We start from the raw sequence: 26,691 nt of genomic DNA, 5'->3' as shown, positions 1-26,691 counted from the left end.
GCGCTGATCTTCCCCCTTTGGTGCTGCGCAAAATCGCCCATCACGCCGCCGCGGTATCATGGCGCGATTTTTCCCCGGAGATCCCCCATGGCGCAGCAGTACCCCGATTGGATCTGGCAGAACGGTGCCATCAAGCCCTGGCAAGACGCCACCACCCACGTGATGGCGCATGCGCTGCACTACGGTTCGTCGGTGTTCGAAGGCATCCGCAGTTATGCCACGCCGGACGGCGCGGCGATTTTCCGCCTGACCGACCACCTCAAGCGCCTCTACCAGTCGGCCAAGATCTACGACATGGTCGTGCCCTATTCGCAGGACGAACTCGCTGCCGCCTGCCGCGAAGTCGTGCGCAAGAACGGTCTCTCGGCCGCCTACCTGCGCCCGGTGGCCTACCGCGGCCTGGGTGGCTTCGGCCTGTCGGCGGAAACGCCGATCGACGTGGCCGTCGCCGCCTGGCCGATGGGTCCTTACCTCGGCCCAGAAGCCCTCGAAAGCGGCATCGATGCCTGCGTGTCGAGCTGGCAGCGCTTTGCGCCCAACACCATTCCGGCCGGCGCCAAGGCCGGCGGCAATTACCTTTCCGGCCAGCTGATCGCGCGTGAAGCGCGCCGCCTGGGCTTCGGCGAAGGCATCGCCATGGCCTCCACCGGTCTGCTCAGCGAGGGCGCGGGCGAGAACCTGTTCCTGGTGTTCGACGGCGTGCTGCACACCACCCCGGCCAGCGCATCCATTCTTGCCGGCATCACGCGCGACTCGATCAAGACGCTGGCCCGCGAGGACGGCATCGAGGTAGTCGAGCGCGATATCCCGCGTGAATACCTCTACCTGTGTGACGAACTGCTGATGTGCGGCACGGCGGCGGAAATCACGCCGATTCGCGCGGTCGACGGCAAGCAGATCGGCAGCGGCAAGGCCGGCCGCGTGACGCGTCGCCTGCAGGAGCTGTTCTTTGGCTTGTTCAATGGCAAGACCAACGACCAGTGGGGTTGGTTGGAGCCGCTTTGAGTTTTTGAAGGAAAGCGGCTTTCATGAAAGCGGCGCTGTGATGGCGCCGCTTTTGTTTTGAGGGCGCTGCGTGTTGGCGCGCTGGCGGGGCAATCGCTACCTTCCTTAGGTGTCATTCCGGCGCAGGCCGGAAACCAGTAGCGTCTGTGCCCGGCTGACGCGTCATGACAGCCTGCCCTGAAAGCTCGCGCGAAAACTAAAACGCATCGCCACTGGATTCCGGCCTGCGCCGGAATGACGAGCAGAAGAGCGAAGCAAACCCTGCGTAATTCGATCAGCCGAACACGATGCTCGCAACTGCCCCGTTGGTATCGGTACGCGGACGCATCGACACGTCCCACCCGTAGAGATCACACAGGCGGCGCACGATCGCCAGGCCCAATCCCGCACCGCTACCGCCAGCACCTTCGCCACGCACACCACGCTGGAACAGGCGCTCGGCATCTTCAGGCTTGATGCCCGGGCCGGTATCGATCACTTCGATGCGATCGGCGCTCACCTCTACCGTGACACGGCCTTCGAGCGTGTACTTGATGGCGTTGCCGATCAGGTTGGTGAGCGCCACGGCCAGCACCGACGCCGGCGCATTGATACTTGCCGATTGCTTGACCCGCAGTTCCACTTCCAGCGGCTTGTCGCGCATCTGAGGGCGCTGGCTTTCGATCACATCCGACGCCACCTTACCCACGTCCGTAGTTTCGCCACGGGTGGGGCCGCGACGTTCCGCACGCGATAGCAGCAACAGCGCCTCGATCAGTTCGGTCGCTTGACGCGACGAACGCTCGATGCGCTTGAGGCGCTCGCGCAACTTGTCGGTCAGATCAGGCGAGCCCTGCAGCAGTTCAGTGGTGCTGGAAATGACAGCCAGCGGCGTGCGCAACTCATGGCTCACGTCAGAGTTGAATTCGCGGTCACGCTCCACCATCGCGGTGAGTCGTTGCGAGTACTCATCGAGTGCGAACGCGAGTTCGCCCACCTCGTCATCGGCAAAGTGCGGCGCCAGCGGCTCGGCTTTGCCGTTCTTGCGGAAGTCGCGCAAGCGACGCGCCAGCTCGCTGACCGGCTTGAGCACCTTCCTCGACAGCCAAAAACCAAGCACCAACGACAGCAGGCCAAACAGGAACACCGCGGCAATCACGCTGATGACCAGCTGGCGCTTGCCCAGCTCTTCACGCGATACGTCGTAACGGACAAAGCTGATGATGCCGTTCTCGCGATACACCGCCAGCTTGTAGTGGTGCTGCGTGCCGTCATCCGCGACCTCGTTGATGTCGTGCACACCCGTATCCAGGTTCTGCCACGTCAACGGCGCCTTATAGAGCGTGCGCTCGCTCTTGGTCATGCCGGTGATCAGGCGCGACCCGGGCCCGGGCGCATCGGGGTGCGCCTGGGCAAACTGGTTGGCGTATTTCGCATCGTCGATCAGGCTGGAGTTGACCAACTGGTCCTCCACCCGACTGCGAATATTCAGCGCCGCAAACGCAAACAACGCGCTGAGGCCGAAACCGAACAGCGCGAAGGAGACAACCAGGCGAAACCTGAGCTTACGCCTGGACTGCATCCGGTTCGACCATTCGATATCCGATACCGTGACGCGTGTGGATCAGCGGCTTGTCGAACGGCTTGTCGATGGCCGCACGCAGGCCATGGATATGCACGCGCAACGAATCGCTGTCGGGCAGTTCTTCGCCCCACACGCGCTGCTCCAGATCCTGGCGGGTCACCACCGAGGGGCTCGCCTCCATCAGGGCCTGCAGCAGCTTCAGCCCGATCGGGTTGAGCTGGATCGACTTGCCTTCACGGGTGACCGTGAGCGTGTCGAGGTTGTAGGTGAGGTCGCCCACCTTGAGGACGCGGCTCTGCGGACCCTTGCCGCGACGCGCCAGCACTTCCAGGCGCGCTGCCAGTTCCTGCAGGGCGAACGGCTTGGTCATGTAGTCGTCGGCGCCGGACTCAAAGCCGGTGAGCTTCTGCTCCAGCGCATCGCGCGCGGTGAGCATGAGGATCGGCGTTTGCTTGTGGGCTTCGTGGCGCAGCTTGCGGGCCACGTCCAGGCCATCCATGCCCGGCAAGGTCAGGTCGAGCACGATCACGTCGAAGTCATGCACGACGGCCAGATGCAGCCCCGTGACGCCATCGCCGGCGAAATCGACCACATGGCCGCGGTCTTCCAGATAATCGCCGATGTTGGTGGCGATATCGCTGTTGTCTTCGATCACCAGTACGCGCATGCGTCCTCCATACGCAGCCGGCATGAGGCCGGCCGAGGCAACAAGCTTAACAAGCTTGTGGTGGGGAAAGGGGCCTCGCGGGGAAGAAAGCTGAACGAGGCCGGGCATCGGGCAAGAAAAAAGCCCAGGCCGCTCGACTCGTGGTCGCTCGCCTGGGCTCAAGCTACTGCCCCGATACCGAAATCTGCTGTCACCAGACCTTGCGGAAGTGCCAACAAATTGCAGTGGGGACTTTATAGGTGTCCCGCAGTTACACGGTGGTTAACCGGTACTCACAACACCGTTAATGGGCTTAGTGGCCGCCAACCGCGTTCTTGGTTTGCTGCATGTTCTGCATGATCCGCTGAGACTGATCATTCTCGAGGTTGATCTCGCGCTGGGTCTTGCACACCGTCTTGGGAATGTTCGAACCCATCGGCTTGACCTGCTCGCATACTTCGCGATTGGCGTCGTTGCGGGTCAGGATCGCATTCACTTCGGACTGGTTGTTGAAAAGCTGGATCTTGGACGCCTGATCCATCGCGTCGACCGTGCCGAACTTGTCGTAGAGCGATTCCATCGCGCCCAAGTCACGGTTGACCGTGGTCTGGTCGTTGGCCTTCACGGAATCGAACCGACCGCCGGGAGCCATCTGCTGACGAACATGGTCGGCTACCGCAGCGAATTCATCCTTGGTAGTGGCCTTGACGTCAGGCTTGGTTTCCTTTGCGTGAACCGTCGCCACCTGCAACACGAGCATCATCGCCGCCGCGACCGGCAGCCAGTACTTCCGCTTCATTGGTTTCCTCCACCCTGCGGCATCCCCCCTCGGGATGCGCCCTGCAGGAACCCCAATGCTAGGCCGGGATTCGGCGCGGGGTCAAAGGCCGAAAGTGGTAGTCCGGCACAAAAGAACTCAGCCGGCCCGTTGCGAGCGCCGTTTGACCGGGACCGCCGCGGCGCCCGACTCGTTTTCCAGCAGCTGGATGATCGCCCCCGCCACATTCACACCGGTGGCGGCCTCGATGCCCTCCAGCCCGGGCGAGGCGTTCACTTCCAGGATCAGCGGGCCGCGCTTGGAGCGCAGCATGTCCACGCCGGCCACGCCGAGCCCCAAGGCCGCGGCGGCGCGTACGGCAATCCGGCGCTCCTCGGCGCTCAGCGTGGCGGCCTTGGCGGTGGCCCCGCGATGGATGTTGGCGCGGAATTCGCCAGGGCTGGCCTCGCGCTGCATGGCAGCGACCACCTTCTTGCCCACCACGAAACAGCGCAGATCGGTGCCCTTGGCCTCGGCGATGAACTCCTGCACGAGGAAGTTGGCATAGAGGCCGCGGAAGGCTTCGATGACGCTCTGCGATGCACTGCGCTTCTCGGCCAGCACCACGCCGGTGCCCTGGCTGCCTTCATTGAGTTTGATCACGTGAGGCGGCTCGCCCAGCATGGCCAGCACGTCGGCGGTGTCGTCGGGATTGTCGCCGAACACGGTGGCCGGCATATCCAGGCCCTTGGCTGCCAGGATCTGCAGCGAGCGCAGCTTGTCGCGTGCGCTCAACACCGAGTCCGAGGTATTGGGCGTGTACACGCCCATCATTTCCAGCTGACGCAGCACCGCGGTGCCGTAAAACGTGCTGGTGACACCGATGCGCGGGATGACCGCGTCGATGCCCTTGATCGCCTTGCCCTTGTAGCGGATCGACATATTGCCCGGTGCAATGCGCACGTAGCAGCGCAGCGGATCGAGTACGCGCACCACGTGTCCCCGCTCGCGCGCGACGTCGACCAGGCGCTGCGTCGAGTACAGACGAGTGTTGCGCGAGAGTATGGCAATCTTCATGAAACACCCGTCGTGCCCGCCCGGATCGGTCGAGGCTGTGTGTAGGAAAGCGCAGGATCGACCGCGAATCGCCCGTGCAAGGCGCTACGCCCGAGCAGCATGGGAAACAGCATATGGCGCCTGTCGGTCAGATTGATGTCGACGGCAAAGCGCTCGCCGCCCACCACCACGTCGGTGCGGATAAACCAGCGCAGCGTGCGCCGGCCGCCCGTATCGGTGACCGCGCGCCGGTCGAGCGCGAGCGTTTCGCAAGTCACGGCAACACGATGACGCCCACCCACGGTGACCGAAAAACGCAGCCACGTATCGCCGGCGCGCACGAAGCTTTCCAGCGAGTCCACGTGCAACGAACTGCTACGCGCGCCGGTATCAAGCTTGGCCTTGAGCAGAGGAATGCCGAGCATCGGCAATGCCAAGCGCTCCCGCCAGCCGAGGGTAGTCACATCCGCCATGATCAGCGCACGCCGCAAGGGTTACGTGTAGGGAGCTCGGTGGGGTCCAGAGCAATGGAGTCGAGAGCAACGGGGTCGAGACCAACATTGGAGCGGGTGAAGGGAATCGAACCCTCGTCAGTAGCTTGGGAAGCTACAGCTCTACCATTGAGCTACACCCGCAACGTTTGGCGATGGTAACCCGCCTCCGCGGGGCTTGGGAACCGCCGGCCCGTCGATCAAGACGGACGCCGGATGGCCAAGTGCCCCGGGCGAGCGAGCCAAAGCTTGATCGCGCGAATTTCCTGGTATGCCTGGATACGGCTTTCCCAACCCGGCGTGAACCGGACATGGCGGCCGGCTGAACCACTTTTTGGCGCGGCCTTGCCGGTCCTTGCTAGGGATGGATCGCTCATCCGCATAATGCAGACGTCGGCGCCGGCGATTCCCCATGCGTTCTTGCGGGCGACGAAACCATTCTGCGATAACCATCGCGTCCAGCTCCGGAGAACCCGATGCGTGTGCTTCCTGCTTTCCTGACATCGCCGCAGGGCTGGCGATGGATGGCAGCGGCCCTGTTGATCTGCGCCGGCGGGCTTAGCCAGGCGCAGACGCAGGCGCCCCCCGATGACAATGGCGCCGGCGATCCGCCATCGCGTGTGGCACGCCTGTCCTACCGCACTGGCGACGTCGGTCTCCTCCCCGCTGGCGAAAAGGATTGGGGCGATGCCAGCCTCAACCGCCCGCTGACCACCGGCGACCGCCTGGCCACCAGCCAGGGCGCGCGCGCCGAACTGGAACTGGACAGCGGCACGCTGCGCATGGCGGACGATTCCAACGTCGGCTTTCTCACCCTCAACGACCAGCTCACCCAGGTCGAGCTCACCCAGGGCACGGTGAATCTCGCGGTGCGGGGCCTGGACGAGGGCCAGAGCTATGAAATCGACACGCCGACGGTCGCGCTGGTGATCGACCAGCCTGGCAGCTTCCGCGTCGACATCAGCGACGACGGCAAGTCCACCCGCGTGATCGATTTCGACGGCCACGCCACGGTCTACGGCGAAGGCGGCGCGCAACGCCTGGTGGGCGCGGGCCGCTCCTACGAGTTCGTCGACTCCTCGCTGAGCGTGGTGACCATCAACGATATCCAGGGCGGCGACGACTTCGACAACTGGGTGGACAGCCGCAACCAGCAGTACGCAGCGGCGCCGACCAACCAGTACGTATCGCCGGATGTCGTGGGCGCCCAGGACCTGGATCAATACGGCAACTGGCAGCCCGATTCGGACTACGGCCAGGTCTGGTACCCCGCCAACGTGGGTGCCGACTGGTCGCCGTACAGCGACGGTCACTGGTCGTATGTCGGCCCCTGGGGCTGGACCTGGGTGGACGCGGCGCCCTGGGGCTTTGCGCCTTACCACTATGGCCGCTGGGCGCATCTGCGCGGACGCTGGGGCTGGGTGCCGGGTCCGGTCGGCGTGCGTCCGGTCTATGCACCGGCGCTGGTGGCTTTCGTGGGCGGCGGCGCTGGCATTTCCATCGGCGTGGGCGGTCCGGTCGGCTGGTTCCCGCTGGGCCCGGGCGAGGTCTACAACCCGTGGTATCACGCCAGCCGCGGTTACTACACCAACGTCAACGTCAACAATATCTATGTGCGCAACAACCGCAACCTGGTGATCAACCACATCAACGAGCGCTACAACTACTACCGTGACGGACGCGCGGCGCCTAACGAGCGCTACATCAACCGCGATGTGCCGCATGCGTTCCGCGCGATGCCTGGCCAGGATTTCGTCGCCGCACGCAATGCACGGCAGCATATGGCGGGGATGGATCCGCAACGCTTCGCCGGCGCCCAGATCGCCCCGCGCGGCGTCGCCGGGATCGCACCGGTACGCGCCAGCTTTGCGCCGCCGCGTGCGAACAACGCGCGCCCCTTGCCGGCCGGCGGCTTCCAGCGTGAAGTGGTGGCGCGCACGCCGCCCGCCGCGAACTTTGGCGGTCGCCCGGCCAATGTCGCCGGCAACCCGCGCATGGCTCCCGCGCAGGACAACGTGCGACTGCTCAACGGCCAGGGTCCCGGCATGCGCGCCGGCGCGGCCAATCGCCCGCAGGAGATTTCCGGCAACCAGGCCAACCCGGCAATGCGCGGCAACCCGGCCGGGTCCATGGCGCGTCCGCAGCCTCGCGGCGACAACGAACCGGCGGCCATGCGTCCGGGCGAGCTGCAGTCCTCGCGTTATGTACGACCAAACGGCCAGCCCCCGATCCAACGCAACGAGAACAACCAGCCGCGGCCGGGCGTGAGCTTTATCCCCAGCGCGGAATCCGATCGCATGCGCAGCCAGCAGGTGCCCCCGGGCAGCCTGCCCACGCCGCCGCGCATCGAACCGGCCCAGCCGCAGCAGGCGCGCCAGGACAACGCCGAGCGGTTCCAGCGGGACAGCGCCGTGCAACAGCGCCAGGACATGCAGCAACAGCAGATGCGGCAGCGACAGGCGGCGCAACAGCAGCAATTGGAGCAGCGCCAGCAAATCCAGCAGCAGGAAGTCCAGCAGCAGCGTGAGAGGATGCAGACGCAGTTGCAGCCACCCGATGCCCCGCAGCAACGGCAGCAAATGCAGCAGCAGGAAGCCCAGCAGCGCCAGGCGATGCAACAGCAGATGCAGCAACGCGACGCCATGCAGCAACGCCAGCAAATGCAACAGCGGCAGGAGATGCAGCAGCGCAACGAGGCGCCCCGCGGCAATCCTCAGCCGCAACCCCAGCAGGCACGGCCGGAGCAGCGTCAGCAGCAGTCCAATCACGAGGAGCACCGGGCGGCTCCGCGTCGGGAAGACCAACAGCGTTGAGGGTCTGCACCGCCCTCTCGAGGCCCGGCACCGCCGGGCCTCTTCGTTTCCAGGGCGGCATTCGCGCCGGCAGCCGCTACAATGGACGGATGCACATCACGCTCAATGGCAGTCCGCGCGACTGCGCCCCCGCCACCACCGTCGCCCAATTGCTTGAAGACGCCGGCTACGGCCAGCGCCGCGTCGCCGTGGAAGTGAACCAAGAGATCGTCCCGCGCAGCCTGCATGCCAGCCACAGCCTGGCTGACGGCGACCACGTGGAAATCGTCCATGCCATCGGCGGCGGTTGATCGCCCCGGCATGCGCGTTCATGCGACGCCCAGGCGTCGCCGCAGACTGAAGACCTTACGATGAATATCAAGACGCTCGACGCTTCCGATCCGCTGATCATCGCCGGCAAGAGCTACGGCTCGCGCCTGCTCACCGGCACCGGCAAGTACAAGGATTTCGACGAAACCCGCCGCGCCAGCCAGGCCGCCGGCGCCGAGATCGTCACCGTCGCCATCCGCCGCGTGAACCTTGGCCAGGACGCCAGCCAGCCGAACCTGCTGGACGCGCTCCCACCCGAAGAATTCACCCTGCTGCCGAACACCGCCGGCTGCTACAACGCCGTCGATGCCGTGCGCACCTGCAAGCTCGCACGCGAGCTGCTCGACGGCCACAAGCTGGTGAAACTGGAAGTGCTGGGCGACCAGCGCACGCTGTTTCCCGATGTCGTGGAAACGCTCAAGGCAGCCGAAGTGCTCGTGGCCGACGGTTTCGACGTGATGGTCTACACCAGCGACGACCCGATCCTGGCCAAGCGCCTGGAAGAGATCGGCTGCGTGGCCGTGATGCCGCTGGCCGCGCCGATCGGCTCGGGCCTGGGCATCCAGAACCGCTACAACCTGCTGGAAATCATCGAGAACGCCAAGGTGCCGATCATCGTCGACGCCGGCGTGGGCACCGCCTCGGATGCCGCCATCGCGATGGAGCTGGGCTGCGACGGCGTGCTGATGAACACCGCCATCGCCGGCGCCAAGGATCCCGTGTTGATGGCGCATGCGATGAAGCTGGCGATCCAGGCCGGGCGCGCTGCCTTCAAGGCTGGCCGCATTCCGCGCAAGCGCTTCGCCTCCGCGTCCAGCCCGATCGACGGCACCATCGGCTGACCATGAGCGACATGCACGACCACGACGGCGATCACGACGGCGCCGAACAGCCGCCCTTCATGCGCCGCATCCGCAGCTTCGTGCTGCGCGAAGGCCGCATGACGCCGGCACAGCAGCGGGCGTTCGACGACCACTGGGCGCGCTTTGGCATCGATTACAGCGGCAGGTCGCAGGACTTTGCATCGCGCTTCGGCCGTGCTGCGCCGCTGGTGCTGGAGATCGGCTTCGGCAACGGCGAGGCGCTGGCCTGGGCCAGCGAACACGACCTCGCCCGCGACTTCCTCGGCGTGGAAGTGCACGGCCCCGGCGTGGGCCGCCTCATGAACGCACTGGCCGCGCGCGATGCCAGCAATGTGCGCCTGTACAAGCACGATGCGGTGGAAGTGCTGGAAAACGAGGTTCCGCCTGGCACCCTCGCCGAAGCGCGCATCTGGTTCCCGGACCCGTGGCACAAGAAGCGCCACAACAAGCGCCGCATCATCCAGCCCGACTTCGTCGCCCTGCTCGCCTCCCGCACGGCCCCCAACGGCTTGCTGCATCTGGCTACCGATTGGCAGCCCTATGCCGAGCACATGCTTGAGGTGATGGAAGCGGCACCCGACTGGCGCAACGACGTCGGCCCCGGCCAATACGCCGAAAAGCCCGCTTGGCGCATCGAGACGCACTTCGAGCGCCGTGGTTTGAAGCTGGGTCACGGGGTGTGGGATTTGCTGTACCGCAAGCGCTGAACATAGCGCTTTGCCTCCTCTTCCCGAAGGGGACCGCGTTTCTCTCGAGGCGGTCCTAGCCATAGAGTGCCTGCAGGAGCGCACCCTGTGCGCGACCAGCCGACGGAGCGGCACGCCCCAGCGCTGCGGTCGCGCACAAGGTGCGCTCCTACAAGGTTGCGCAGGATCGTGGGTGTCGGCCATGTTGTGGGAGCGCACCCTGTGCGCGACAAGCCTACGGAGCGGTACACCCGAGCGTGGCTGTCGCGCACAGGGTGCGCTCCCGCAGACAAGCCGGCGCGACGGAGCGAGAGAGGACCAAAGCCGATGCGCAGCGAGGCCCCGCTTTAAGTCCTCAGCGATTCGGGCGCATTGCGCAGCGCATTGAAGTGCCCGCTGTGTGGCCTCCCATGGGTGTCCCGCAACAACCCTCCTCGAGCGCTCGGGCTTATCCCAGCACAATGCTGCGGGCGTTATAGGCCATTCTCTTTGGGTTACTTTTCTCTTGGGCCAGCAAGAGAAAAGTGACTCGAGCGGTGGCAGCCGCTCGAAACGCCCGCCGCGCAGGCGGCACGCTGGCGATAAGGCGACAACCGAAGTCCGAGGCTCTGGATCCCGGCAGCTTCCGGCATGACGGCGAAATCACAACGCCCTCCCAAACCTCTCGCCAAAAGCAAAGAAAACAAATATCGCGCCCCACTTTGCAGCCTAGGTTCACCAGCCCACCTCACCACGCGCTTATACTCACGTCTCAAACAGGGACGAGTCGTCGTAGCGTGAAGCTCCCACTGCCCACATCCAGCCGTCATCAGGACGCCCAATTCGGGGGCGCACCCTAGTGGGACTCGCCCTCACCCCTGAAATGATCCTGGTACTGGGGCTGGTGGGCTTCACCATGCTGATGTTGGTGCTGGAGTGGATCCGCGCCGACATGGTGGCCCTGCTGGTGGTGGTCGTGATCGGCCTCACCGGACTCATTCCTTCCGACCGCGTATTCAACGGCTTCGCCGGTAATGCCGTTATCGCGATCATCGCGATCATGATCATGGGTGCGGGACTGGACCGCGCCGGCGTGCTCACCCTCACCGCCAGCTTCGTGATGCGCATGGCGCGCGGCGTGGAATCGCGCCTGGGCCTGGTGATCAACCTGGTCACCAGCCTGTTCAGCGCCGTGATTCCCAGCCAGGCGCTGGCCGCGCTGATGATCCCCGTCACCAGCCGCCTCGCAGCACGCACCGGCGTCCCGATCTCGCGCCTGCTGCTGCCGATGGCGTTCTGCATACTCACCGCCACCAACACCACGCTCATCGCCAATTCGCCTCTGATCGTGTTGAACGACCTGGTCGCCAGCTCGAATGCGAACCTGCCTGCGGGCGCTCACACGATTCCCAAGTTCGGCCTCTTCAGCGTCACACCCGTCGGTTTGGTGCTGGCGCTCACCGGTGTGGCGTTCTTCTATTTCTTCGGCAAGAAACTGTTGCCTGAGCGCGAAGACGAACGACTCAAGGTGACCCCGGGCCGTACCGAAAGCTACTTTGCCGACACCTACGGCATCGTTGGTGAAACAGCCGAGCTCACCGTCACCGCTGAAAGCCCGCTGGTGGGCATGAGCATCGGCGAAGTCGAGCAGTTGTACGGCGCGCCGCTGATCCTGGCCATCAAGAGCGGCAACGATGCGCGCATGGCGCCGCCGGCGGATCACGTCATCTGGGTGGGCTCGGTGCTTGGCGTGCTCGGCCCGCGCGACCAGCTCAACCAGTTCGCCAACAACCAGCTGTGCAAACTCTCGCCGCGCATGCGGCAGTTGGGCGAGCTGTTCAACCCGTCGCGTGCCGGTATTTCCGAAGCGGTGATTCCGCCGAGCTCGCGCTTCCTCAAGCAGACCGTGGGCGACCTGCGACTGCGCAAGCGCTACGGCATCTCGGTGCTCGCCGTGAATCGCGGCGACCAGGTGTATCGCGACGACGTGCGCTCGGTGAGCTTGCGCGCAGGCGATACGCTGGTGCTGCACTCAAGCTGGCGCGATCTGGTGCTCGCCAGCGAAGACCGCGACCTGGTGATCGTCACCGACATTCCGAAAGAAGAACAACGCCCCGGCAAAATCTGGCAGGCGGTCGGCTTCTTCCTGCTCGCCAAGTGCCTTGCGTTGTTTACGCACCTCGACCTATCCGTAGCCATGATGACCGGCGCCATCGGCATGCTGCTCACCGGCGTGCTGAACATGGACGAGGCGTACAAGGCGATCAACTGGAAGACCATCTTCGTCACCGCCTGCCTGATTCCGCTGGGCTGGTCGATGGACGCCACCGGCGCCGCCGCATGGCTTGCGCAAGAAGTGCTGCAACAGCTCGGCCACACCAACCACTGGATCCTGCAACTGTCGCTGGCCATCCTCACCTTGCTGTTCTCGCAGGTGATGTCCAACGTAGGCGCCACCGTGATGATGGTCCCCATCGCCATCAGCGTCGCCGTCGCCACTGGCAATAATCCATCCGCCTACGCGCTGATCGTCGCCGTCTCTTCCTCCAACACCTTCCTGCTCAGCTCAGGCCACCCCGCCCTGATGATGATCGCCGGCCCCGGCGGCTACCGCGGCAAAGACTTTCTTCGCGTAGGACTCCCGCTAACTGCCATCGTGCTGGTGTTGACGTTGGTGACGATTAATTTGATGTATCACTGAGCCGTCAACACAAGGGCTGCTTAAGCAATCTTGCCCGCTGCGCTGCCCATGCCCCTCTCGCCGGCGAAAGCCCTCTTGATGATCCTGCGCATCGGATTTTCCACGAGATGATGAAGTGCGGACGCGCTGCCTATGCAGAGCATCAACAGCAAACCGACGCTCACTCCGATTGGCATAACGGCAAAAAAGTGCACCTTCTGGCGCAGCAGGTCCCAGAAGTTCTGTGGCGTGCGTTGCACGAGATAGAGGCAATAGGAGATTGTGCCCAAATAGATCAAGGGTCGAATCGACAATGGCCTTCGCAGAAGATCACGCTCACTCGCGAGCCCAAGAATGATGCCCCCTAGACCGACGACGGCTAACGCATCCGAATTGGAGACGATGCCTAACACGACGACGGCGAGAGCAATGATGGAGCCAAATCTAACTGTGGCCAATCCGAACAGCTGTCTGCGCAACACGCAAATCAACGAGCCAAAGTAGAACTCCGGGACAAGTCGCGACAAACCATGGGGATTGGACAAGTGCAGGCCATTGTTCGTCAGCTCAACCCAACACAGAACACAGGCGCACAGCGCGATGGCGGCCAATGTCACGCTCGATCGCCGTAACTTTGCAGCCATGATGAAAATGGGAAATGCCAGATAGGCGAACCATTCGGCGCTCACAGACCACGCGACGTCGTTCCAACCGTTCTTTTGCCAAGGAAACCACGAGTTCACGAGAAAAAGACTGGCAACCAAGTCCCCCCAGGTATTGCCCGTGGCGCCGATGATCTGCTTATGCATGAGCGCTTGCTTGGCAAAAATTCGGGTGACAGCCAGTCCAAGGCAAACAAGGTGCACTGGATAAATGCGCGCCAAGCGATTGACCAGGAAATCCCTGTAATCAAGGGACTTCCCCGGCTGCCCATAGTTGTACGTGAGGATAAAACCGCTCAACACAAAGAATCCGTCCACGCCAAGATATCCCTTGTCGAATAGCGGCGTGGAAAATCCCAGTGAGAAAAATGGCGTTGAGGCAACCGGATACAGATAGAACCAGTGAAATGCCAATACCCAGAGGGCAAAGAAAGCCCGAAGGGAAGTTAGGGGTTTGATCTCTTTCAACGTGCAGCTTCCTTGTGCCCTCGAACATGGGAACAATCCGGTACTTAGATGGAATATTCCGTCGTGTCGGTGCGACGCCCTTAGGCCCGCCCACCCATCGCATCCCACCAACCCGCATTCCAGAACACGGGCTTCCCAATAGTTGTATCGAAATAGGAGAAGGCTTCGCCTGGAGCAAAGCTCTCAGGGCGGTGTGCAGTAGGACCTATCTTCCGTCTCGAATCTACCCGACCGACTTCGTTCCAAACACCGTCTGGCTGCAGTTCGACATGAAGCACGGAGTATGGGTCCATGGCAAAGTCGGTCCCGCCGCTCAGTCGAATGGCGCCAACCGACGTACCATGCAAAACGGCACCCGCGCTTTTAATCTTGTGTATGGTAAGGCGCCGCCCCACGCGCCCTCCACTCAAGTCCCTCAATGCTCCCGCCCCATCAAAACGGACGGCTGAAAAAGCATTGATGTTCAGGGACTCACTTGACGATGCAGCGATGCGGATATAGCCGAAGCACTGATCGTTCGCATCGTGGGTAGCCACCTCGTGCGCCCCATTGTCGTACATATTGCCGACCGCCACCTGTGGATAATCGAAGTCGACGTCCACGTCGGCGTTCTCTTCGCTGCCACCGTGTGTCCACGTGACAAATCCTCGTTGGCAATTTCGAAAGCGACATCCGCTTGTTGTGCTTCGAAGCAGCCTCCGTCCACCAATTATGGTTGGACCCAACAGCTTGATGTACTCATTAGCCTGGTCAGGGATCGACGCTCCACCATGCATGAATGCACTGTCATTGGTCGAAATGTCCGAACGTAAGTCATAGATTCCACCTATGACCGTGACATGAGTCGTACCCTTGACTCCGAACCCGGGATAAGTACTCGAGAAGGCCGGAAGAAAGAACACACTCATTGGAGCATCGCACTCATTGAGTACCTTGCAACCAACGAACTCGGCCCTTGCACCATGTAGATAGATTGGATTGTTGCGAGCATGCGGCCCAGTGGCGTACGCAAGTTTAAAACCCGACTGTACGATCCACTGATCGTTGGCATAGGTATCCATCCCAAAATCTGGATTCGATACCGCCCCGACCATCTGCTTTCGATGGAGCTGAACGTTGATAAACGTGTTGCCGGATGAGTTTAAGAAGTGTGCACCGGTAAAGACATCTACCTGCGGGCAGTACTGATCGGGGTTTCCGTTGCGAATGAAATTGCCCCGCAATTTTAGGCCCGTAGTTCCCCTCGCCAACTTCAGGATGTCGTAGTTCCCATCGAAAAATCGTGACGACTGACCGGCTTGGCTCGGTGACCATACATCCCAATGGTTGTCCGCCACGACGAACTCGCCATAGGCGCGATCGGGGGCGTTTTTGCCTGGTGCCACCATAAGCACGTACGGCAACGCGAATGGGTCGGACGAACTGGTCACAAAGACGTTGCCGGCGATCCTCAAGGATCGGTGGCTCCCGACGACCGTAATCTTCGCTGCATTGACAATATTTCTTTCAATCACCAGACGCTGGGCGCAATGCCGGGCGCCGCTGTTGATGTTGGAGTAGTCCCTCTGATCCGTCAGGGTCCAATCAGAAAAGAACTCACGAGTACTTTCCGCGCCAGGGCCGACCCCAACGTCCACGCCACCACATCCAACTATCTCGCAAAATTCCACGTCGGCGCTGAGAACGAAGAGGCGACTTCCCTTCAGCGCGAACTTTGCACCGTTCATTTCGATACGAATGCTTCGGCCAATACGAAGCTCTTCAGTTTGAAAGGGAGCCCTGGTCCGTGCGAATGCTAGAACACCGCCATCAGGCGTACTATCAATCGCCTTTTGCAGGTTTACGGTGTCGTCCGCCCCATCACCTCGGGCACCAAAATCCTTGACGTGCACCTGATCACGACTCTTGTCTTGTAAAGGCCGTAGAACGGCGCCGTCGCCAGCCTGCTGGAAGCCCGAGCCATTTCCGATCGCAAGAGCCAGGCGGTCAAAGGCACCGCGCCAACTCGTACCGTCCCAGCTGTAGCTGGCGTTGTTAACAGGATCAGCGTCGAGCAACACCCAAGCCGCAGCCCCTGACCGCTGACTGGTGTCAGCGAGCATGTCTCCCTTGGTCCTGTATACAACGACGCCGGTGGCCTGCGCAGCCGCGAACTGGTTCGCCGCGTAGGTCGCCTGATCCCAGACCGTTGTGCCTTCTCGCTGGTTCAAACGCTCGGCCCCGGCCTGAGGAGCCGCCTCGGAACGGCCAGACCATTTTGAAAGAACGTCAAACAAGCCCATTTGGCATCACCTTCGTTTCGATGTTTCTAAGCCGCACCGAGGAGCTTGACCGCAAAGGCCAGCGCTTGCTGGGACGGAAAGCGATATCCATAAGTCAATGGCAATACGATCAGCACGGTCAAAGCAACCGTTACGCCTGTCGATGGCGATCGCCAATGCCCACGCATTCTGCATAGAAGATAGATGCAAGCTGTACTGCCGACCGCGACTCCCGCCACCACCTCGGAAATGCTGTGGGCATGCAACGCCACGCGCGAAACAGCGACCAGGGCCGTCAAGAGAATCCCGAGAGTAGTCCCCATGACCCGACGCCACCGGCGGTCGGGCCTGCATAACAAAACAGATAAGAAAGGCCAAACCGTCGCCGCCAAGGCGGAATGACCGCTCACTCCAGAGAAATGCGGCCACTCTTCTTGGCATTGACACAGCATGAAGATCAATTTGCTTATCGCCACGACGGACGAGACCGCCAATAACGTCAAGATCCAACACGGTGATATCGACCGTCCAACGGCGCTCTGCACCAGATGAGTGGCGATGACAGCGGCCAGCGGAACTATTGTTGCCAGATCACCTAGGGCAGAAATACTGCTCCAGGCAGAAAAAGGGATTCCAAGGGTATCTATGAGCACGGGTTATCCGCGATTTGCAAGGAGCGGCAAATTCTCATTGCGCATCGTCAATGGCGAATTTGCACTAGTGGCAACCGACTTCCGCGGACCAAGCTTATAGGCGTACAAGAACATTAGCATAAACATGAATGACGTGATATTCGACGTCTTGACAAAGAATGACTCGGTGAAATTCGAAGACAGGTAAATAATGACAAATATATACAACATTCCCCTTACCCCCGGCGTATTGATGCGCCGTACAAGGCCAAGAAAACGAGAAATGATGACGAAGTAAATAACGGCACCAACCAGACCGAGATTGGCGACTAGATCAATGTAACCGTTGTGCGAGTCGCCAGGGACAAAGTCCTTTCCCAACCCAATGTCGGTGACGTACTTAGCGTAGGGAGTGTTATAGAACCCCTCCAAACCGAATCCAAACCACCATCGGTGCTCTGTATTAAGGCCAGTAATGACGCCGTCCCATATCGTTGCCCGGCCAGATAGCGGCACGAGTAGGCCAAGTATCGAGACTGAGTCGTGGTTATCCCCAACGCCAACAAAACTTATCACGCCAAAAAGTACAAGACCCACGCAAATGGCGACGAGCATAACTAAGGACGCCCTAAAGGTGCGATTGATCCAGCTCCATTGCGCCACTCCGAGTAGACCTAGGACCATAACTGCCACACCTAGGGATGTTCTTGAGTTGCTCAGGACGAGCGCGGCCAGAGTCAACGCAATAAAAGCCACATCCCTAAAGCGCCATCGCCGCCTTTGGAGCATGTGTCGGCATGCATAGAAGAAGATCAGAAAATAAACAAGCCGACCGTAAGTGTTCTTCTGCGAATAGAATGAGTTCAGTGATAGCTTGTCATCCACTACGTTGAAGGCGATATTGTGAAAGGCAGCCGCGAACACCAGGGATAAAACAAAGGTGACCGTAAGTGACTTAACGCTGCAACAGACAAATTCCTCAATGGACATTACCTTGGATAAATGATTTGCCAAGGCCATTACGCCGAAGAAGGAGAACAACTTCAGCCAAAAGCTTAGGTCCGCGTAGTTTGTGAGCGCGCCTGAAACAGCCACGTAAAGAAACAAGACCGCTAGATATGCGTTTGTCGACGACAGCGTTTTCTGTGCCACGGATAGCAAAACTGCGTAAACGTACGGCAGTAGAATCAGCACGTGATGAATCTGCACGCGCCCTTCCTCACCACTCCCCAAGACGGTCGAGCCTACAGAAAGGGGCATCCAAAGATAGACAAGCAAGCGATTGCATTTCTCGCTGAAATTAGCCATGTAGCCAAGCTCCAACTTCTGGAGTCTTCGAATCCCGCCCGCTCATTTCTGTTGCCCCCCAAAGAACTCTTCGCAATACGACGACACCATCGCTTCTATGGTGAATTTTCCACCCTGCTCCAGACTTTTAGCTGACGAGTCCGCGAGTGCCGCACGGTTTGAAATGAACAGCTTCACGGCGCTCATCCATCCATCAACATCCATAGCGTCGAGCAGCGGACCGGCATCGCCTATCACTTCCGCAATCGAAGGATAATTGGATCCAATAATCGGCAATCCAGCCATCATGGCTTCCGCGGCAGCCATCCCGAAGGCTTCCGAATGCGATGGAAAGACGAATACGTCCCCCGCACGCAGGAATCTGGGGACCCGATCGGGTGGCACCTCTCCCAAGAGCGTGACCCGGCTGCCGATGGATTTGGCCGCAACGCTCTCCTCAATCGAATGCCTCAACTCGCCCTCCCCAAGAATAGCCAGGTGGACATTGGGCGTACGCTCTATGACCTTGAGAAGGAGCTCGTGATTCTTGACCGCCGCTAGGCGACCGCAAGTAACCAACAGAAACGCGGTGGGATCTAAGCCAAATTCCTCACGCGCTTGCGCCTTGGTCAGGGACACCGGTTGAACCGATACGCCGTTATAGATGGTTTTCAAGCGGGATCTATAGGCTAAGGGGAACTGATCAAAGGCACGCTCGATGCTCTTTGACGCGGACACGTTCGACGTGTAAATGCCAAAGGTGCCGCACATCCAATCCAAACCCCGTGCAAACTTGTTCAACCTGCTCGGCTGGCTGGTCTGAGTAGCGATTCTTCGAGGCACTCCGGCGAGCCATCCCGACAGCGTGGCCAGGGGTGACGAGTAATGTGCCATGCCGATAATGGCGTCCGGCCGACTCCTTCGAACCAGCATGACAAGGCGTACAACGATCTTCAGGTAGCCCCACAAAGAGGGTTTGCACGGATAGAGCACTTCTATATTTGGATCACCGTCGAAGGTCCCTCGCTTTCGATAAAGAAAGACCACCTTGGCGTTGATACCTGCAGATACCAGATGCCTAGCCATCGACGTCGCCAAAATTTGGGCTCCACCCGCCTCCATTTGCGTGCAGACTATGACGACGCTACGGCTAGGTGCCGAATTACCAGATCTCGCCCTCATGCCATGCTCACTTGCGGCGCCGTCATCTTGAATCGTGTGTAGTAGCCATAGACCAGGATCAGGTTGGCAATCTCGCCCAAGAGCGCACCAAGCAGCGACAGCGATACGTGACTGGGCCATGCGAGCAGCAGAGCCCACGACAGTACCATCGGTACTGGGCAGCAAATGGCCGCGATCTTTGCCAGCTCGCGGAAGCGACCGGCGGCCTGCAAGACAGCAGACATCGGCTCACGCAGTGAGCGAAGTAGCGTGATGGCACTCACCAAAGCGGTCGCCATGACAAGCGTGCGCAGGTCGTAGACATTGTCGCGACTTATTTGCGCAGGGAACTTGATCAGCAGCAGTGCAACAATTGCGGAATTTCCAAGCCACGCGAGCGCAACCAGGTTTCGCACGAAAGCCACATCCCCCCTGAGGCCACGCCAGTCGTGGCATCCAATGTGATCTGCCATGCGAGGCTGTTCGTATTGGATGAGGCCCGTCAGCACCACTCCTAACGGGCGAAACAAGATAGTTGCCAACGCTACTGGGGCAAACGCTGCCGCGCCGACCATGAGCGTAATAAGGTATGCGTGAGAATTGACGCTTACCTGTGTGGCCATATTGCTAAATGCCGCCCAGCCGCCATGAGTGGAGAGGGATTCAATGAAAATTCGCCATGACCCACGCCATCCGTCAACACACATCTGACGAAGTTGGACGACGGAACCCATGGGAGAAATCAGGCTCGCGAGAATCAGGATGGTGAGTACATCGTCCAGGTCCACTGGTCGGAGTAGACGGACTGCCAGCACTCCCCCTATCGAGATGGCCCCAAAGAAGACGTCCATTTGTGACGCCGCGGACCGACGTTGAAGTGCAAGTTCCATCGACCGGACAAACCACCGCAACCAACTGATTGAGGTGAGCAACCCCATGAGAAGAAGCGAGAGCCCGCCAGCGCCAGCCAGCCGCATCAATCCGAGGGACAAGACCAAGCCGAGCAGGCTGTAAACTAGGCTCCCTCGAAAGAAGCTGCCTATGATCTCCCGCTTGCCGTTCGGCGACCGGGCCAGCAATACAGTCAACGGGTTGCCAAGCAGCCCATTGGATATGCCGAGCCCCGCAGCCACCACGACCTGACAAAAGGCGTAGAAGCCGAATTGCCGCGCATCGACCGACCGTTGCAGCAAAATGGCAACGAAGAAATTAGAGCCGGCAAAGACAATCGGGCCAGCTAGGCTTCGCGTGGCGCGTCGAACGCTTTCAATCAAAGAGATGATCATGCGATGCCTAGCGATGCGTTTCCGCTTCAGCCGATGAGATTCCCCGCCGGGTGTAACGCAACATGCGGTACATCGCGTAGGGGTTTGTCGTCAGGTAACGCCAAAGTAGACGTCGCGGCTCGTTGAGGGCGCGATGCAGCCATTCCATGCCCAGCGCCTGCATCCACATAGGCGCGCGCGGCGCCCGTCCGGACAAGAAGGCGTAAAGACCACCACAGGTTTTGACCCAACCGATGCCAGCGAGTCGATCCTTGTTGCGAACGCACCAATGTTCCTGGCGCGGCTTGCCCAACGCCACCCAAAGCACATCCGCACCACTTTCTTGAACTAGCCTACATACACGCGCGTCTTCGTGAGCTTCGAAGTATCCGTGGTGACGTCCAACGATGTTGAGGCTTGGATAGAGGTGATGAATTGCCTCTACCGCTGCACGATTCTCATCTTCGGTGCCGCCTAACATGAAGAACTTGAGCCCAGCGACGGAAGCGGCGCGAGCGGCATCATGAAAAAAGTCGGTCGTCGCCACGCGCTCGGGCAAGCGAAAGCCGGTCAGCCGGCTTGCATAGACGACAGACATGCCGTCTGCATGTATCACATCCCCCTGTGCCATTACGCGGGCGAACGAAGGATCAGAGCCAGCAAGCGCTATGCCTTGGCCATTGGATGAGAATATCAACTTTGGGACCGATAGCGCGCTGGATGCGCGCGCAGCAAAACAGTCGCCGACCATCAAATCGGCCAATTCGACTCGCCCCACTAAGGCCGTGTCAAACCCGCCAACGCAGATCGTGCGCACCGCGCGATTGTCGTGCGAAGTCCGAGCGGGCGTTCGTTGCAACTTCATTGACACTACTCTTCCAAGATTACGTCAGGCCGGCAGACCCTTTTCGGGCAAGATTTCAAAAGCACAATCGGCTTCAATGTGGAGCGATGTCCTGCAGGGTGTTAGTAGGCATTCTCACCCCGGAGCAAAACGAGTGGCGTGCTCATGATGATCTTGAGATCCAGCCACAGCGACCAATGCTTGATGTAGGAGATATCGCACTCGACGCGCCTGGCCATTTTGTCCAGTGTGTCGGTTTCGCCGCGAAATCCACTGACTTGCGCCAAGCCTGTAATACCTGGCTTCATTCCATGGCGCTGCATGTAGCCCCGGAGCTTCTCGCTGAAATGACGGTTGTGCTCGACCGCATGCGGCCTGGGTCCAACAATCGACATGTCTCCACGCAAAACGTTGATCAGCTGGGGAAGTTCATCGAGGCTGCTGGAGCGAAGAATTCGACCCACGCCTGTGACTCGCTCATCGTTACGCTTAGCCTGTGTCAATTCGCCACGATCTTCGGTGTGAATCCGCATGGAACGGAATTTCAGTACATCAAATTCTTTGCCGCCCAGGCCATGACGCTTTTGCTTGAAGAAGACTGGCCCGGCAGAACTCGCCCGAACGGCTAGGGCGAGGATGAGCATCAATGGACTTAGTACCAACAGCAGCAGTAGCGCTAGCAAGCGATCCTCAATAGCCTTCAAAAGACCTGCATGCCCCTCGACGCGACTTGAACGCAGGGTGATGACGGGTACGCCTGCTATAGCCACAGTATGGTGGTTGATGAGTTCGTACCCGAAAAAATCAGGTACGAGGCGAACAGTTGTCGACGTATCAAGCGTCAACTGGAGAACCTTTTGGATCGTCTCTTCCGCACGCATCGGCAGAGCGATCCATATCTGGTCTGGCGCATGCTCGGCGATTTTGGCGGCAAGCTCAGACAAATCGCCAAGCTCAGGAACGCCGGCAATATCCACCTGGTCGTACGGCGTGCTGATGTAGCCAAGTACATCGAGACCCATCCACGCGTTGCCACGCGCAGCGGCAACAATGCGCTGCCCCGCCTGCGTGCTGCCAATCAGCAGCACGCGGCGCGAATCGACACCTCGCACGCGGATATGACCCAGCGTCCAGCGCAGCAACACGCGGTCGAGCGTCAGCACGGCACCAGTGGTGACAAACCACGCGCCGGCCGCGATGCGTGAATAGGCGTCGGTGGTCTTAAGGGCCCACGCCATGGCCAGCAGAATGACCATGACGCCGGACCATGCAGCCCATAGACGGACGATTTCCTGCGCCAGGTTCTCGCCACGCCAGCTGCGATACAAGCCGGCAGCAGGAAAGACGACCAATGCAACCAACACAGTCCGTATCAAACCGGAAGTGTAGTGAAGACCCATCTCAAGATTTCCGAACTCCAGGCGATAAACTGCCAACGCCACCAGAGTGATCACGACCACGTCGCTCACTCGCAGCGTAATGTCCAGAAGAGCTGCGTACTTTGAAAAGAAATGGGATTCCGCCCTTTTCAGCTGCGGAAGACCTGGAATCGTCAACATCACCGCACTCCATCCATGTAGCTGTCTGCGACCGTTGTAATTCCACGGCAGCTCCACCTTGGGCACTGCTGCGGATCACCCGCGCGAGACCGCCCTTCCGTCGGGCTGCGCCGCTTGCTTTCATTGCCCCTCATTCACTCCCCCCGTGAAAGAGCCGCGCGATCATCACTGATCGCACGTCAAGCAACCAATAGACTGTTCGTACTACCCGGACCCGCAGGCCCGGTCACAATTTTCCACAAGAAGTTTCTCGAACCTGCTTACGCTGGACTGCTGCTGTATTCGTAGTAACCGTACGAGTAGTAGCCCGTGCTCCTGCGCTCCACGGCATTGAATACGGCGCCCTTGATTTGCACACCGTTCTGTTCGAAGCGCTGCTTGGCCAGCGCGATCTCGCGTGCCTGGTTAAGGCCAAAACGGATCACCAGCAAACTGGTGCCGACGTGATGTCCCATGATCGCGGCATCAGTGACCGCGAGGATCGGCGGCGTATCGATGATCACAAGGTCATACTTGGGCTTCAGCGCTTCTAACAGGTCAGCGAACCGGCCATGCATCAGCAGTTCAGAAGGGTTTGGCGGCGCCTTCCCGCGGGAAATGAAGTGCAAGCCCTCCGCATCCGGCACCTGACGCACCGCATCTTCCACGGATATCTGACCGGCAATCAATTCCGATAGCCCCTTGTCGGGACGTCCGCCAACTACGGTGTGCAGGGCGCCCTTGCGCATGTCGCCGTCAATGAGCAGCACGCGCTGACCGCCCTTCGCAATCACCGCCGCCAGATTGGAAGATATGAAGGTTTTGCCTGCACCCGGACTGGCACCCGAGATCATAAGAATGTTGTTCTTGGCTTCGATGCGCGCAAAGTGAAGGCTGGTTCGCAAACTGCGAAGCGCTTCCACGGCCAAGTCCGCCGGCGCGTTGATAGCGAGCAGCTTTTGCTTACCATCCGACCGGGACCGACGCCCTTGCATGAAACTCTGTTTTTCCGCGACGCTGCTAGGAATCGATGCGTAAACAGACAGACCCAGCTGCTCAATCGCCGAAGGATCTTCCACGCCGCGACTGAGCATTTGACGCAGCAGCACGAACGCCACCGCTAGGAAACCGCCAAGGAACGTGCCGCCCAAGGACACTAGCGCTTTCTTGGGCTTGGCCGGTTTGGAGATGTCCACCGCCGCAGGGTCAATGATGCGCACATTGCCTACGGTTCCGGCGCGCGCAATGTCCAACTGCTGCGCCTGATTGAGCAAGCCGGTATAGGTGGCGTTGAGAACCTCGCAGTCGCGTGTGAGGCGAAGCAGTTCCTGCTGGGTATCGGGCAACCCGCCCACTTGCTTGTCGATGCTGTTCTTCTGCGCTTGCAGCTGACCAATCTGTTCAAGCAGTGCTTTGTATGCCGGATGCTCGACAGTGAATCGGCGCTCCATATCCGCTTGTTGCATGCGCAACTGCTGGATGCTGGTCTCGATGGCCACGGCCTGGTCGAGCAAGCCCTTGGTCTGCATGGTGATATCTACCGAGCGTGCCTTGGTCTGGAAGGCATTGAGCGCGCTCTGAGCCTTGTCAAGGTCAAGACGGATGCGCGGCAGCTGTTCGCGGACGAACTTGAGGCTATTGGCAGCTTCAGCCGAATTGCGCTCGACGTTCTGTTTTACGTAGGCCTGACTTATGTGATCCAGCAGCTGGGTCGCCAGCTCCGGGTCTTCGTGGTTATACATGAGCTGGATGATGCCGGAATCCTTGCCCTGCTCCGTTGCATTGATGTCCAGCTGCAGCTGATTTACGACCGCGAGCGCCGTATGGTGAATTACTGCGAAGTGCGTGCCTGGATTAGCGCGCAGTTCGCGCACCTGCATGGTGAAGCCATGACCGCTGGCGATTTTCCCAACCTGCCCGGTCAGCATCAGGTCGCCGCTGTAGTACAACGTGTAGCCGCCGTGCTCACTCGCGACGAGCATGAGCTCCTTTTCTTCGAGGGTGGCCGGCACCTTCAACTGGAAGATATCCAACTTTGCCCCACCCCAGTCATAGCGGCTCAAGCCCATGAGCGGCGAGGCGAGATCGGTAGGCTCGTCAGGCACGAAATGGCGCGCAACCCAGCCACCGAAGACCGGAAAGTGATATGGCGCGACTTCGATCTGCATGTTGAGTTCGTCTACGGCCTTGCCGAGAACCGAGCGCGAGGTAATGAGAGCGATCTCAGTAGTCGCCTCCGAACTCGACGCACCGAGCGTCTGCGTGATCGCGCTCAGGCCCGGCAGGTCCGGCACCTTCTGCTCCACCTGCACCAAGGCATCGGCTTCGTAGATCGGCGTGCCGAGCACGGCATAGCCCACGCTGAGCACGAAGAACACACCGGTAACGATACCGATGAGCCACTTGTGATCAAGCAGCGTGCCCAGCAGTTCGCGCAGGTCGATCTCATCGTCTTGCGGCGCAGCGGTCTGAGTTGCGGTCATTCTGAGCTAGTCCAGGAAGTCCAGATAGGATGGTTGAAGTTCGCGATGCCTCATATCGGAACTCTCCGATACTGCTTTTTTGGGTACTTTCTTACCTATTTCTCGCGCCGCTACGTTCGCAAGTACGGCAGCCATTTCTGCACAGCGCCATCAATCAACTGGTAAACGTGTTCGAATGCTTCGCGACTTTGGCGATACGGGTCGGGGATATCGCCGCCCTGCCCCCAGCGATCCAACAGCATCACTTTGCCGCTGGCCTCGGGCGCCATGCGCATCAGGCTGCCGACGTGTTCGCGTTCCATGGCCAGCACCAGGTCGGTGTCGCGGAGCATCGATGCCGTGACCTGGCGCGCACGGTGCGCTCCTCCATCCACGTCGTGCTCACCCAGAATATTCAGGGCCTGCGCATCCATCGGCTTGCCCACCAACGCGCCCAGGCCGGCGCTTTCGATGGAAGCACCAGCCGCGGAGAGGTGATGACGGAACAGGTATTCGGCCGTAGGACTACGGCAGATGTTCCCCACGCAGACGATCAAAATCCGTTTGAACACAAACACCAACTCTTCCAATACGCGACCACTGCCCACGCGCCAGCCTCGCGCTAGGCGCGTGCTTGGTCGTACTGGCAGACCCCTGTAAGAACGCGTCGTATGCCGATCTTGTTATCTGGACGGGAGGCGCAACTCCTTGCCCGTCAAGTGAATCAGATCACAAAATATCAACAGATCTCTTGCGCTCAGCTTACAATCATAGCCACAAGTTTGATGGCCGTCACCGATTGCTAATCAAGATCGTCCCGTTCATTTTCCGGTAAGGTTGTGTTTAGATGTGCCCGATCACCACCAGAATGGAGTTCTCGTGAAGAAGTTGCTTGCTGTTGTTTTGATGACGGCCATGATCGGCCAGAGCTTTGCCCAGACCGCTCCGGCTCCGGCCGCTCCGGCTCCGGAAGCAGCCCCGCAGGCTGGCGCGGCAGGCGCAGCCGGTGCTTCCGGCGCAGCCAGTGGCACCCTGACGGCGGCTTATGTCGGCGCTGCCGTGCTTGGCGCGGCCGCAGTGGCCACGGCCGTCGCCGGCGGTGGCAGCGATAGCCACGGTAACCAGAACACCCCGCCGAGCGGCGGTGGTACCGGCGGCACGGGCGGCACCACGGGTACGACCGGCACCACCGGCACCCACTAACCACTCCGCAGTACATGACACATCCGTGCTGGATTCGTCCGGCACGGTTGTGTGCTGTC

General features: G+C 60.5%; 22 protein-coding genes and 1 tRNA gene. 7 read left to right on the top strand and 16 right to left on the bottom strand.

The window, feature by feature from the left end:
- Positions 1–87: 87 nt before the first annotated feature.
- Positions 88–1,005: a branched-chain amino acid transaminase gene (locus AC1DMY_RS15640; protein ID WP_477165844.1), complete on the top strand. Its 918-nt coding sequence runs from the start codon at positions 88–90 to the stop codon at positions 1,003–1,005.
- 274 nt (positions 1,006–1,279) lie between these two features.
- On the opposite strand, the gene AC1DMY_RS15635 is transcribed toward AC1DMY_RS15640, so the two are convergent.
- From AC1DMY_RS15635 to AC1DMY_RS15610, 6 genes are all read right to left on the bottom strand, one after another.
- A complete protein-coding gene (locus AC1DMY_RS15635; RefSeq protein ID WP_477165843.1) occupies positions 1,280–2,566 on the bottom strand; it encodes a sensor histidine kinase in 1,287 nt (428 codons plus the stop codon).
- On the bottom strand, positions 2,550–3,236 hold the full coding sequence (locus tag AC1DMY_RS15630; RefSeq protein ID WP_046972192.1) for a response regulator transcription factor: 687 nt from the start codon (positions 3,234–3,236) through the stop codon (positions 2,550–2,552). Before AC1DMY_RS15630 ends, AC1DMY_RS15635 begins: the two co-directional genes overlap by 17 nt.
- A 292-nt stretch (positions 3,237–3,528) precedes the next feature.
- On the bottom strand, positions 3,529–4,014 hold the full coding sequence (locus AC1DMY_RS15625; protein WP_477165842.1) for a hypothetical protein: 486 nt from the start codon (positions 4,012–4,014) through the stop codon (positions 3,529–3,531).
- Positions 4,015–4,131: 117 nt separating this feature from the next.
- Positions 4,132–5,049, bottom strand: a complete 918-nt coding sequence (gene rimK, locus AC1DMY_RS15620; RefSeq protein ID WP_477165841.1) for a 30S ribosomal protein S6--L-glutamate ligase — start codon at positions 5,047–5,049, stop codon at positions 4,132–4,134.
- Positions 5,046–5,501: an ATP-dependent zinc protease family protein gene (locus AC1DMY_RS15615; protein ID WP_441604448.1), complete on the bottom strand. Its 456-nt coding sequence runs from the start codon at positions 5,499–5,501 to the stop codon at positions 5,046–5,048. The genes rimK and AC1DMY_RS15615 overlap by 4 nt, the downstream gene beginning before the upstream one ends.
- Positions 5,502–5,589: 88 nt before the next feature.
- Positions 5,590–5,663, bottom strand: a tRNA-Gly gene (locus tag AC1DMY_RS15610).
- 332 nt (positions 5,664–5,995) lie between these two features.
- Here AC1DMY_RS15610 and AC1DMY_RS15605 point away from each other — a divergent pair.
- The 5 genes from AC1DMY_RS15605 (at position 5,996) to AC1DMY_RS15585 (ending at position 12,870) form a co-directional block, all read left to right on the top strand.
- Entirely contained in the window at positions 5,996–8,332 is a 2,337-nt protein-coding gene (locus AC1DMY_RS15605) for a DUF6600 domain-containing protein (protein ID WP_477165840.1), read from the top strand.
- Positions 8,333–8,421: 89 nt separating this feature from the next.
- Positions 8,422–8,622 (top strand): sulfur carrier protein ThiS, encoded by a 201-nt coding sequence (thiS, locus tag AC1DMY_RS15600; protein ID WP_046972188.1) that lies wholly within the window; start codon positions 8,422–8,424, stop codon positions 8,620–8,622.
- A gap of 60 nt (positions 8,623–8,682) precedes the next feature.
- Positions 8,683–9,483 (top strand): thiazole synthase, encoded by an 801-nt coding sequence (locus AC1DMY_RS15595; RefSeq protein ID WP_477165839.1) that lies wholly within the window; start codon positions 8,683–8,685, stop codon positions 9,481–9,483.
- A 2-nt stretch (positions 9,484–9,485) separates the two neighbouring features.
- Entirely contained in the window at positions 9,486–10,211 is a 726-nt protein-coding gene (gene trmB, locus AC1DMY_RS15590; protein WP_477165838.1) for a tRNA (guanosine(46)-N7)-methyltransferase TrmB, read from the top strand.
- 841 nt (positions 10,212–11,052) lie between these two features.
- Positions 11,053–12,870 carry an SLC13 family permease gene (locus tag AC1DMY_RS15585; RefSeq protein WP_477165948.1) on the top strand — a complete coding sequence of 606 codons (1,818 nt, stop codon included), beginning with the start codon at positions 11,053–11,055 and terminating at the stop codon, positions 12,868–12,870.
- A gap of 20 nt (positions 12,871–12,890) precedes the next feature.
- Here AC1DMY_RS15585 and AC1DMY_RS15580 read toward each other — a convergent pair whose 3' ends face one another.
- From AC1DMY_RS15580 to AC1DMY_RS15535, 10 genes are all read right to left on the bottom strand, one after another.
- Positions 12,891–13,979, bottom strand: coding sequence for an acyltransferase family protein (locus AC1DMY_RS15580; protein WP_477165837.1), 1,089 nt, complete (start codon positions 13,977–13,979; stop codon positions 12,891–12,893).
- Positions 13,980–14,059: 80 nt separating this feature from the next.
- A complete protein-coding gene (locus AC1DMY_RS15575; protein ID WP_477165836.1) occupies positions 14,060–16,261 on the bottom strand; it encodes a hypothetical protein in 2,202 nt (733 codons plus the stop codon).
- Positions 16,262–16,287: 26 nt separating this feature from the next.
- A complete protein-coding gene (locus AC1DMY_RS15570; RefSeq protein WP_477165835.1) occupies positions 16,288–16,893 on the bottom strand; it encodes a phosphatase PAP2 family protein in 606 nt (201 codons plus the stop codon).
- A gap of 3 nt (positions 16,894–16,896) precedes the next feature.
- Positions 16,897–18,180, bottom strand: coding sequence for an O-antigen ligase family protein (locus tag AC1DMY_RS15565; protein WP_477165834.1), 1,284 nt, complete (start codon positions 18,178–18,180; stop codon positions 16,897–16,899).
- 42 nt (positions 18,181–18,222) lie between these two features.
- Positions 18,223–19,281, bottom strand: coding sequence for a glycosyltransferase (locus AC1DMY_RS15560; protein WP_477165947.1), 1,059 nt, complete (start codon positions 19,279–19,281; stop codon positions 18,223–18,225).
- A gap of 56 nt (positions 19,282–19,337) precedes the next feature.
- On the bottom strand, positions 19,338–20,606 hold the full coding sequence (locus tag AC1DMY_RS15555; protein ID WP_477165833.1) for a hypothetical protein: 1,269 nt from the start codon (positions 20,604–20,606) through the stop codon (positions 19,338–19,340).
- 7 nt (positions 20,607–20,613) lie between these two features.
- Positions 20,614–21,450, bottom strand: a complete 837-nt coding sequence (locus tag AC1DMY_RS15550; RefSeq protein WP_477165832.1) for a WecB/TagA/CpsF family glycosyltransferase — start codon at positions 21,448–21,450, stop codon at positions 20,614–20,616.
- 101 nt (positions 21,451–21,551) lie between these two features.
- Positions 21,552–22,988 carry an undecaprenyl-phosphate glucose phosphotransferase gene (locus AC1DMY_RS15545; protein WP_477165831.1) on the bottom strand — a complete coding sequence of 479 codons (1,437 nt, stop codon included), beginning with the start codon at positions 22,986–22,988 and terminating at the stop codon, positions 21,552–21,554.
- A gap of 260 nt (positions 22,989–23,248) precedes the next feature.
- Positions 23,249–25,450 carry a polysaccharide biosynthesis tyrosine autokinase gene (locus AC1DMY_RS15540; protein WP_477165830.1) on the bottom strand — a complete coding sequence of 734 codons (2,202 nt, stop codon included), beginning with the start codon at positions 25,448–25,450 and terminating at the stop codon, positions 23,249–23,251.
- A 110-nt stretch (positions 25,451–25,560) separates the two neighbouring features.
- The gene (locus AC1DMY_RS15535; protein ID WP_477165829.1) at positions 25,561–26,001 is read right to left on the bottom strand and encodes a low molecular weight protein-tyrosine-phosphatase; all 441 of its coding nucleotides are present in this window, start codon (positions 25,999–26,001) and stop codon (positions 25,561–25,563) included.
- Positions 26,002–26,308: 307 nt separating this feature from the next.
- On the opposite strand from AC1DMY_RS15535, the gene AC1DMY_RS15530 reads away from it, so the two are divergent.
- On the top strand, positions 26,309–26,632 hold the full coding sequence (locus AC1DMY_RS15530; protein WP_477165828.1) for a hypothetical protein: 324 nt from the start codon (positions 26,309–26,311) through the stop codon (positions 26,630–26,632).
- Positions 26,633–26,691 lie beyond the last annotated feature (59 nt).

Source organism: Dyella sp. 01L423 (assembly GCF_056399945.1).
Note: the sequence above shows the minus strand (reverse complement) of the source record. Positions and strands in the feature narration are given on the sequence as shown.

What these genes read in the sequence shown, in the direction of transcription:
- AC1DMY_RS15640 (WP_477165844.1), top strand. Translation starts at nt 88, where the DNA reads ATGGCGCAGCAGTACCCCGATTGGATCTGGCAGAACGGTGCCATCAAG.
- AC1DMY_RS15635 (WP_477165843.1), bottom strand. Translation starts at nt 2,566, where the DNA reads ATGCAGTCCAGGCGTAAGCTCAGGTTTCGCCTGGTTGTCTCCTTCGCG.
- AC1DMY_RS15630 (WP_046972192.1), bottom strand. Translation starts at nt 3,236, where the DNA reads ATGCGCGTACTGGTGATCGAAGACAACAGCGATATCGCCACCAACATC.
- AC1DMY_RS15625 (WP_477165842.1), bottom strand. Translation starts at nt 4,014, where the DNA reads ATGAAGCGGAAGTACTGGCTGCCGGTCGCGGCGGCGATGATGCTCGTG.
- rimK (WP_477165841.1), bottom strand. Translation starts at nt 5,049, where the DNA reads ATGAAGATTGCCATACTCTCGCGCAACACTCGTCTGTACTCGACGCAG.
- AC1DMY_RS15615 (WP_441604448.1), bottom strand. Translation starts at nt 5,501, where the DNA reads ATGGCGGATGTGACTACCCTCGGCTGGCGGGAGCGCTTGGCATTGCCG.
- AC1DMY_RS15605 (WP_477165840.1), top strand. Translation starts at nt 5,996, where the DNA reads ATGCGTGTGCTTCCTGCTTTCCTGACATCGCCGCAGGGCTGGCGATGG.
- thiS (WP_046972188.1), top strand. Translation starts at nt 8,422, where the DNA reads ATGCACATCACGCTCAATGGCAGTCCGCGCGACTGCGCCCCCGCCACC.
- AC1DMY_RS15595 (WP_477165839.1), top strand. Translation starts at nt 8,683, where the DNA reads ATGAATATCAAGACGCTCGACGCTTCCGATCCGCTGATCATCGCCGGC.
- trmB (WP_477165838.1), top strand. Translation starts at nt 9,486, where the DNA reads ATGAGCGACATGCACGACCACGACGGCGATCACGACGGCGCCGAACAG.
- AC1DMY_RS15585 (WP_477165948.1), top strand. Translation starts at nt 11,053, where the DNA reads ATGATCCTGGTACTGGGGCTGGTGGGCTTCACCATGCTGATGTTGGTG.
- AC1DMY_RS15575 (WP_477165836.1), bottom strand. Translation starts at nt 16,261, where the DNA reads ATGGGCTTGTTTGACGTTCTTTCAAAATGGTCTGGCCGTTCCGAGGCG.
- AC1DMY_RS15565 (WP_477165834.1), bottom strand. Translation starts at nt 18,180, where the DNA reads ATGGCTAATTTCAGCGAGAAATGCAATCGCTTGCTTGTCTATCTTTGG.
- AC1DMY_RS15560 (WP_477165947.1), bottom strand. Translation starts at nt 19,281, where the DNA reads ATGGAGGCGGGTGGAGCCCAAATTTTGGCGACGTCGATGGCTAGGCAT.
- AC1DMY_RS15555 (WP_477165833.1), bottom strand. Translation starts at nt 20,606, where the DNA reads ATGATCATCTCTTTGATTGAAAGCGTTCGACGCGCCACGCGAAGCCTA.
- AC1DMY_RS15550 (WP_477165832.1), bottom strand. Translation starts at nt 21,450, where the DNA reads ATGAAGTTGCAACGAACGCCCGCTCGGACTTCGCACGACAATCGCGCG.
- AC1DMY_RS15545 (WP_477165831.1), bottom strand. Translation starts at nt 22,988, where the DNA reads ATGTTGACGATTCCAGGTCTTCCGCAGCTGAAAAGGGCGGAATCCCAT.
- AC1DMY_RS15540 (WP_477165830.1), bottom strand. Translation starts at nt 25,450, where the DNA reads ATGACCGCAACTCAGACCGCTGCGCCGCAAGACGATGAGATCGACCTG.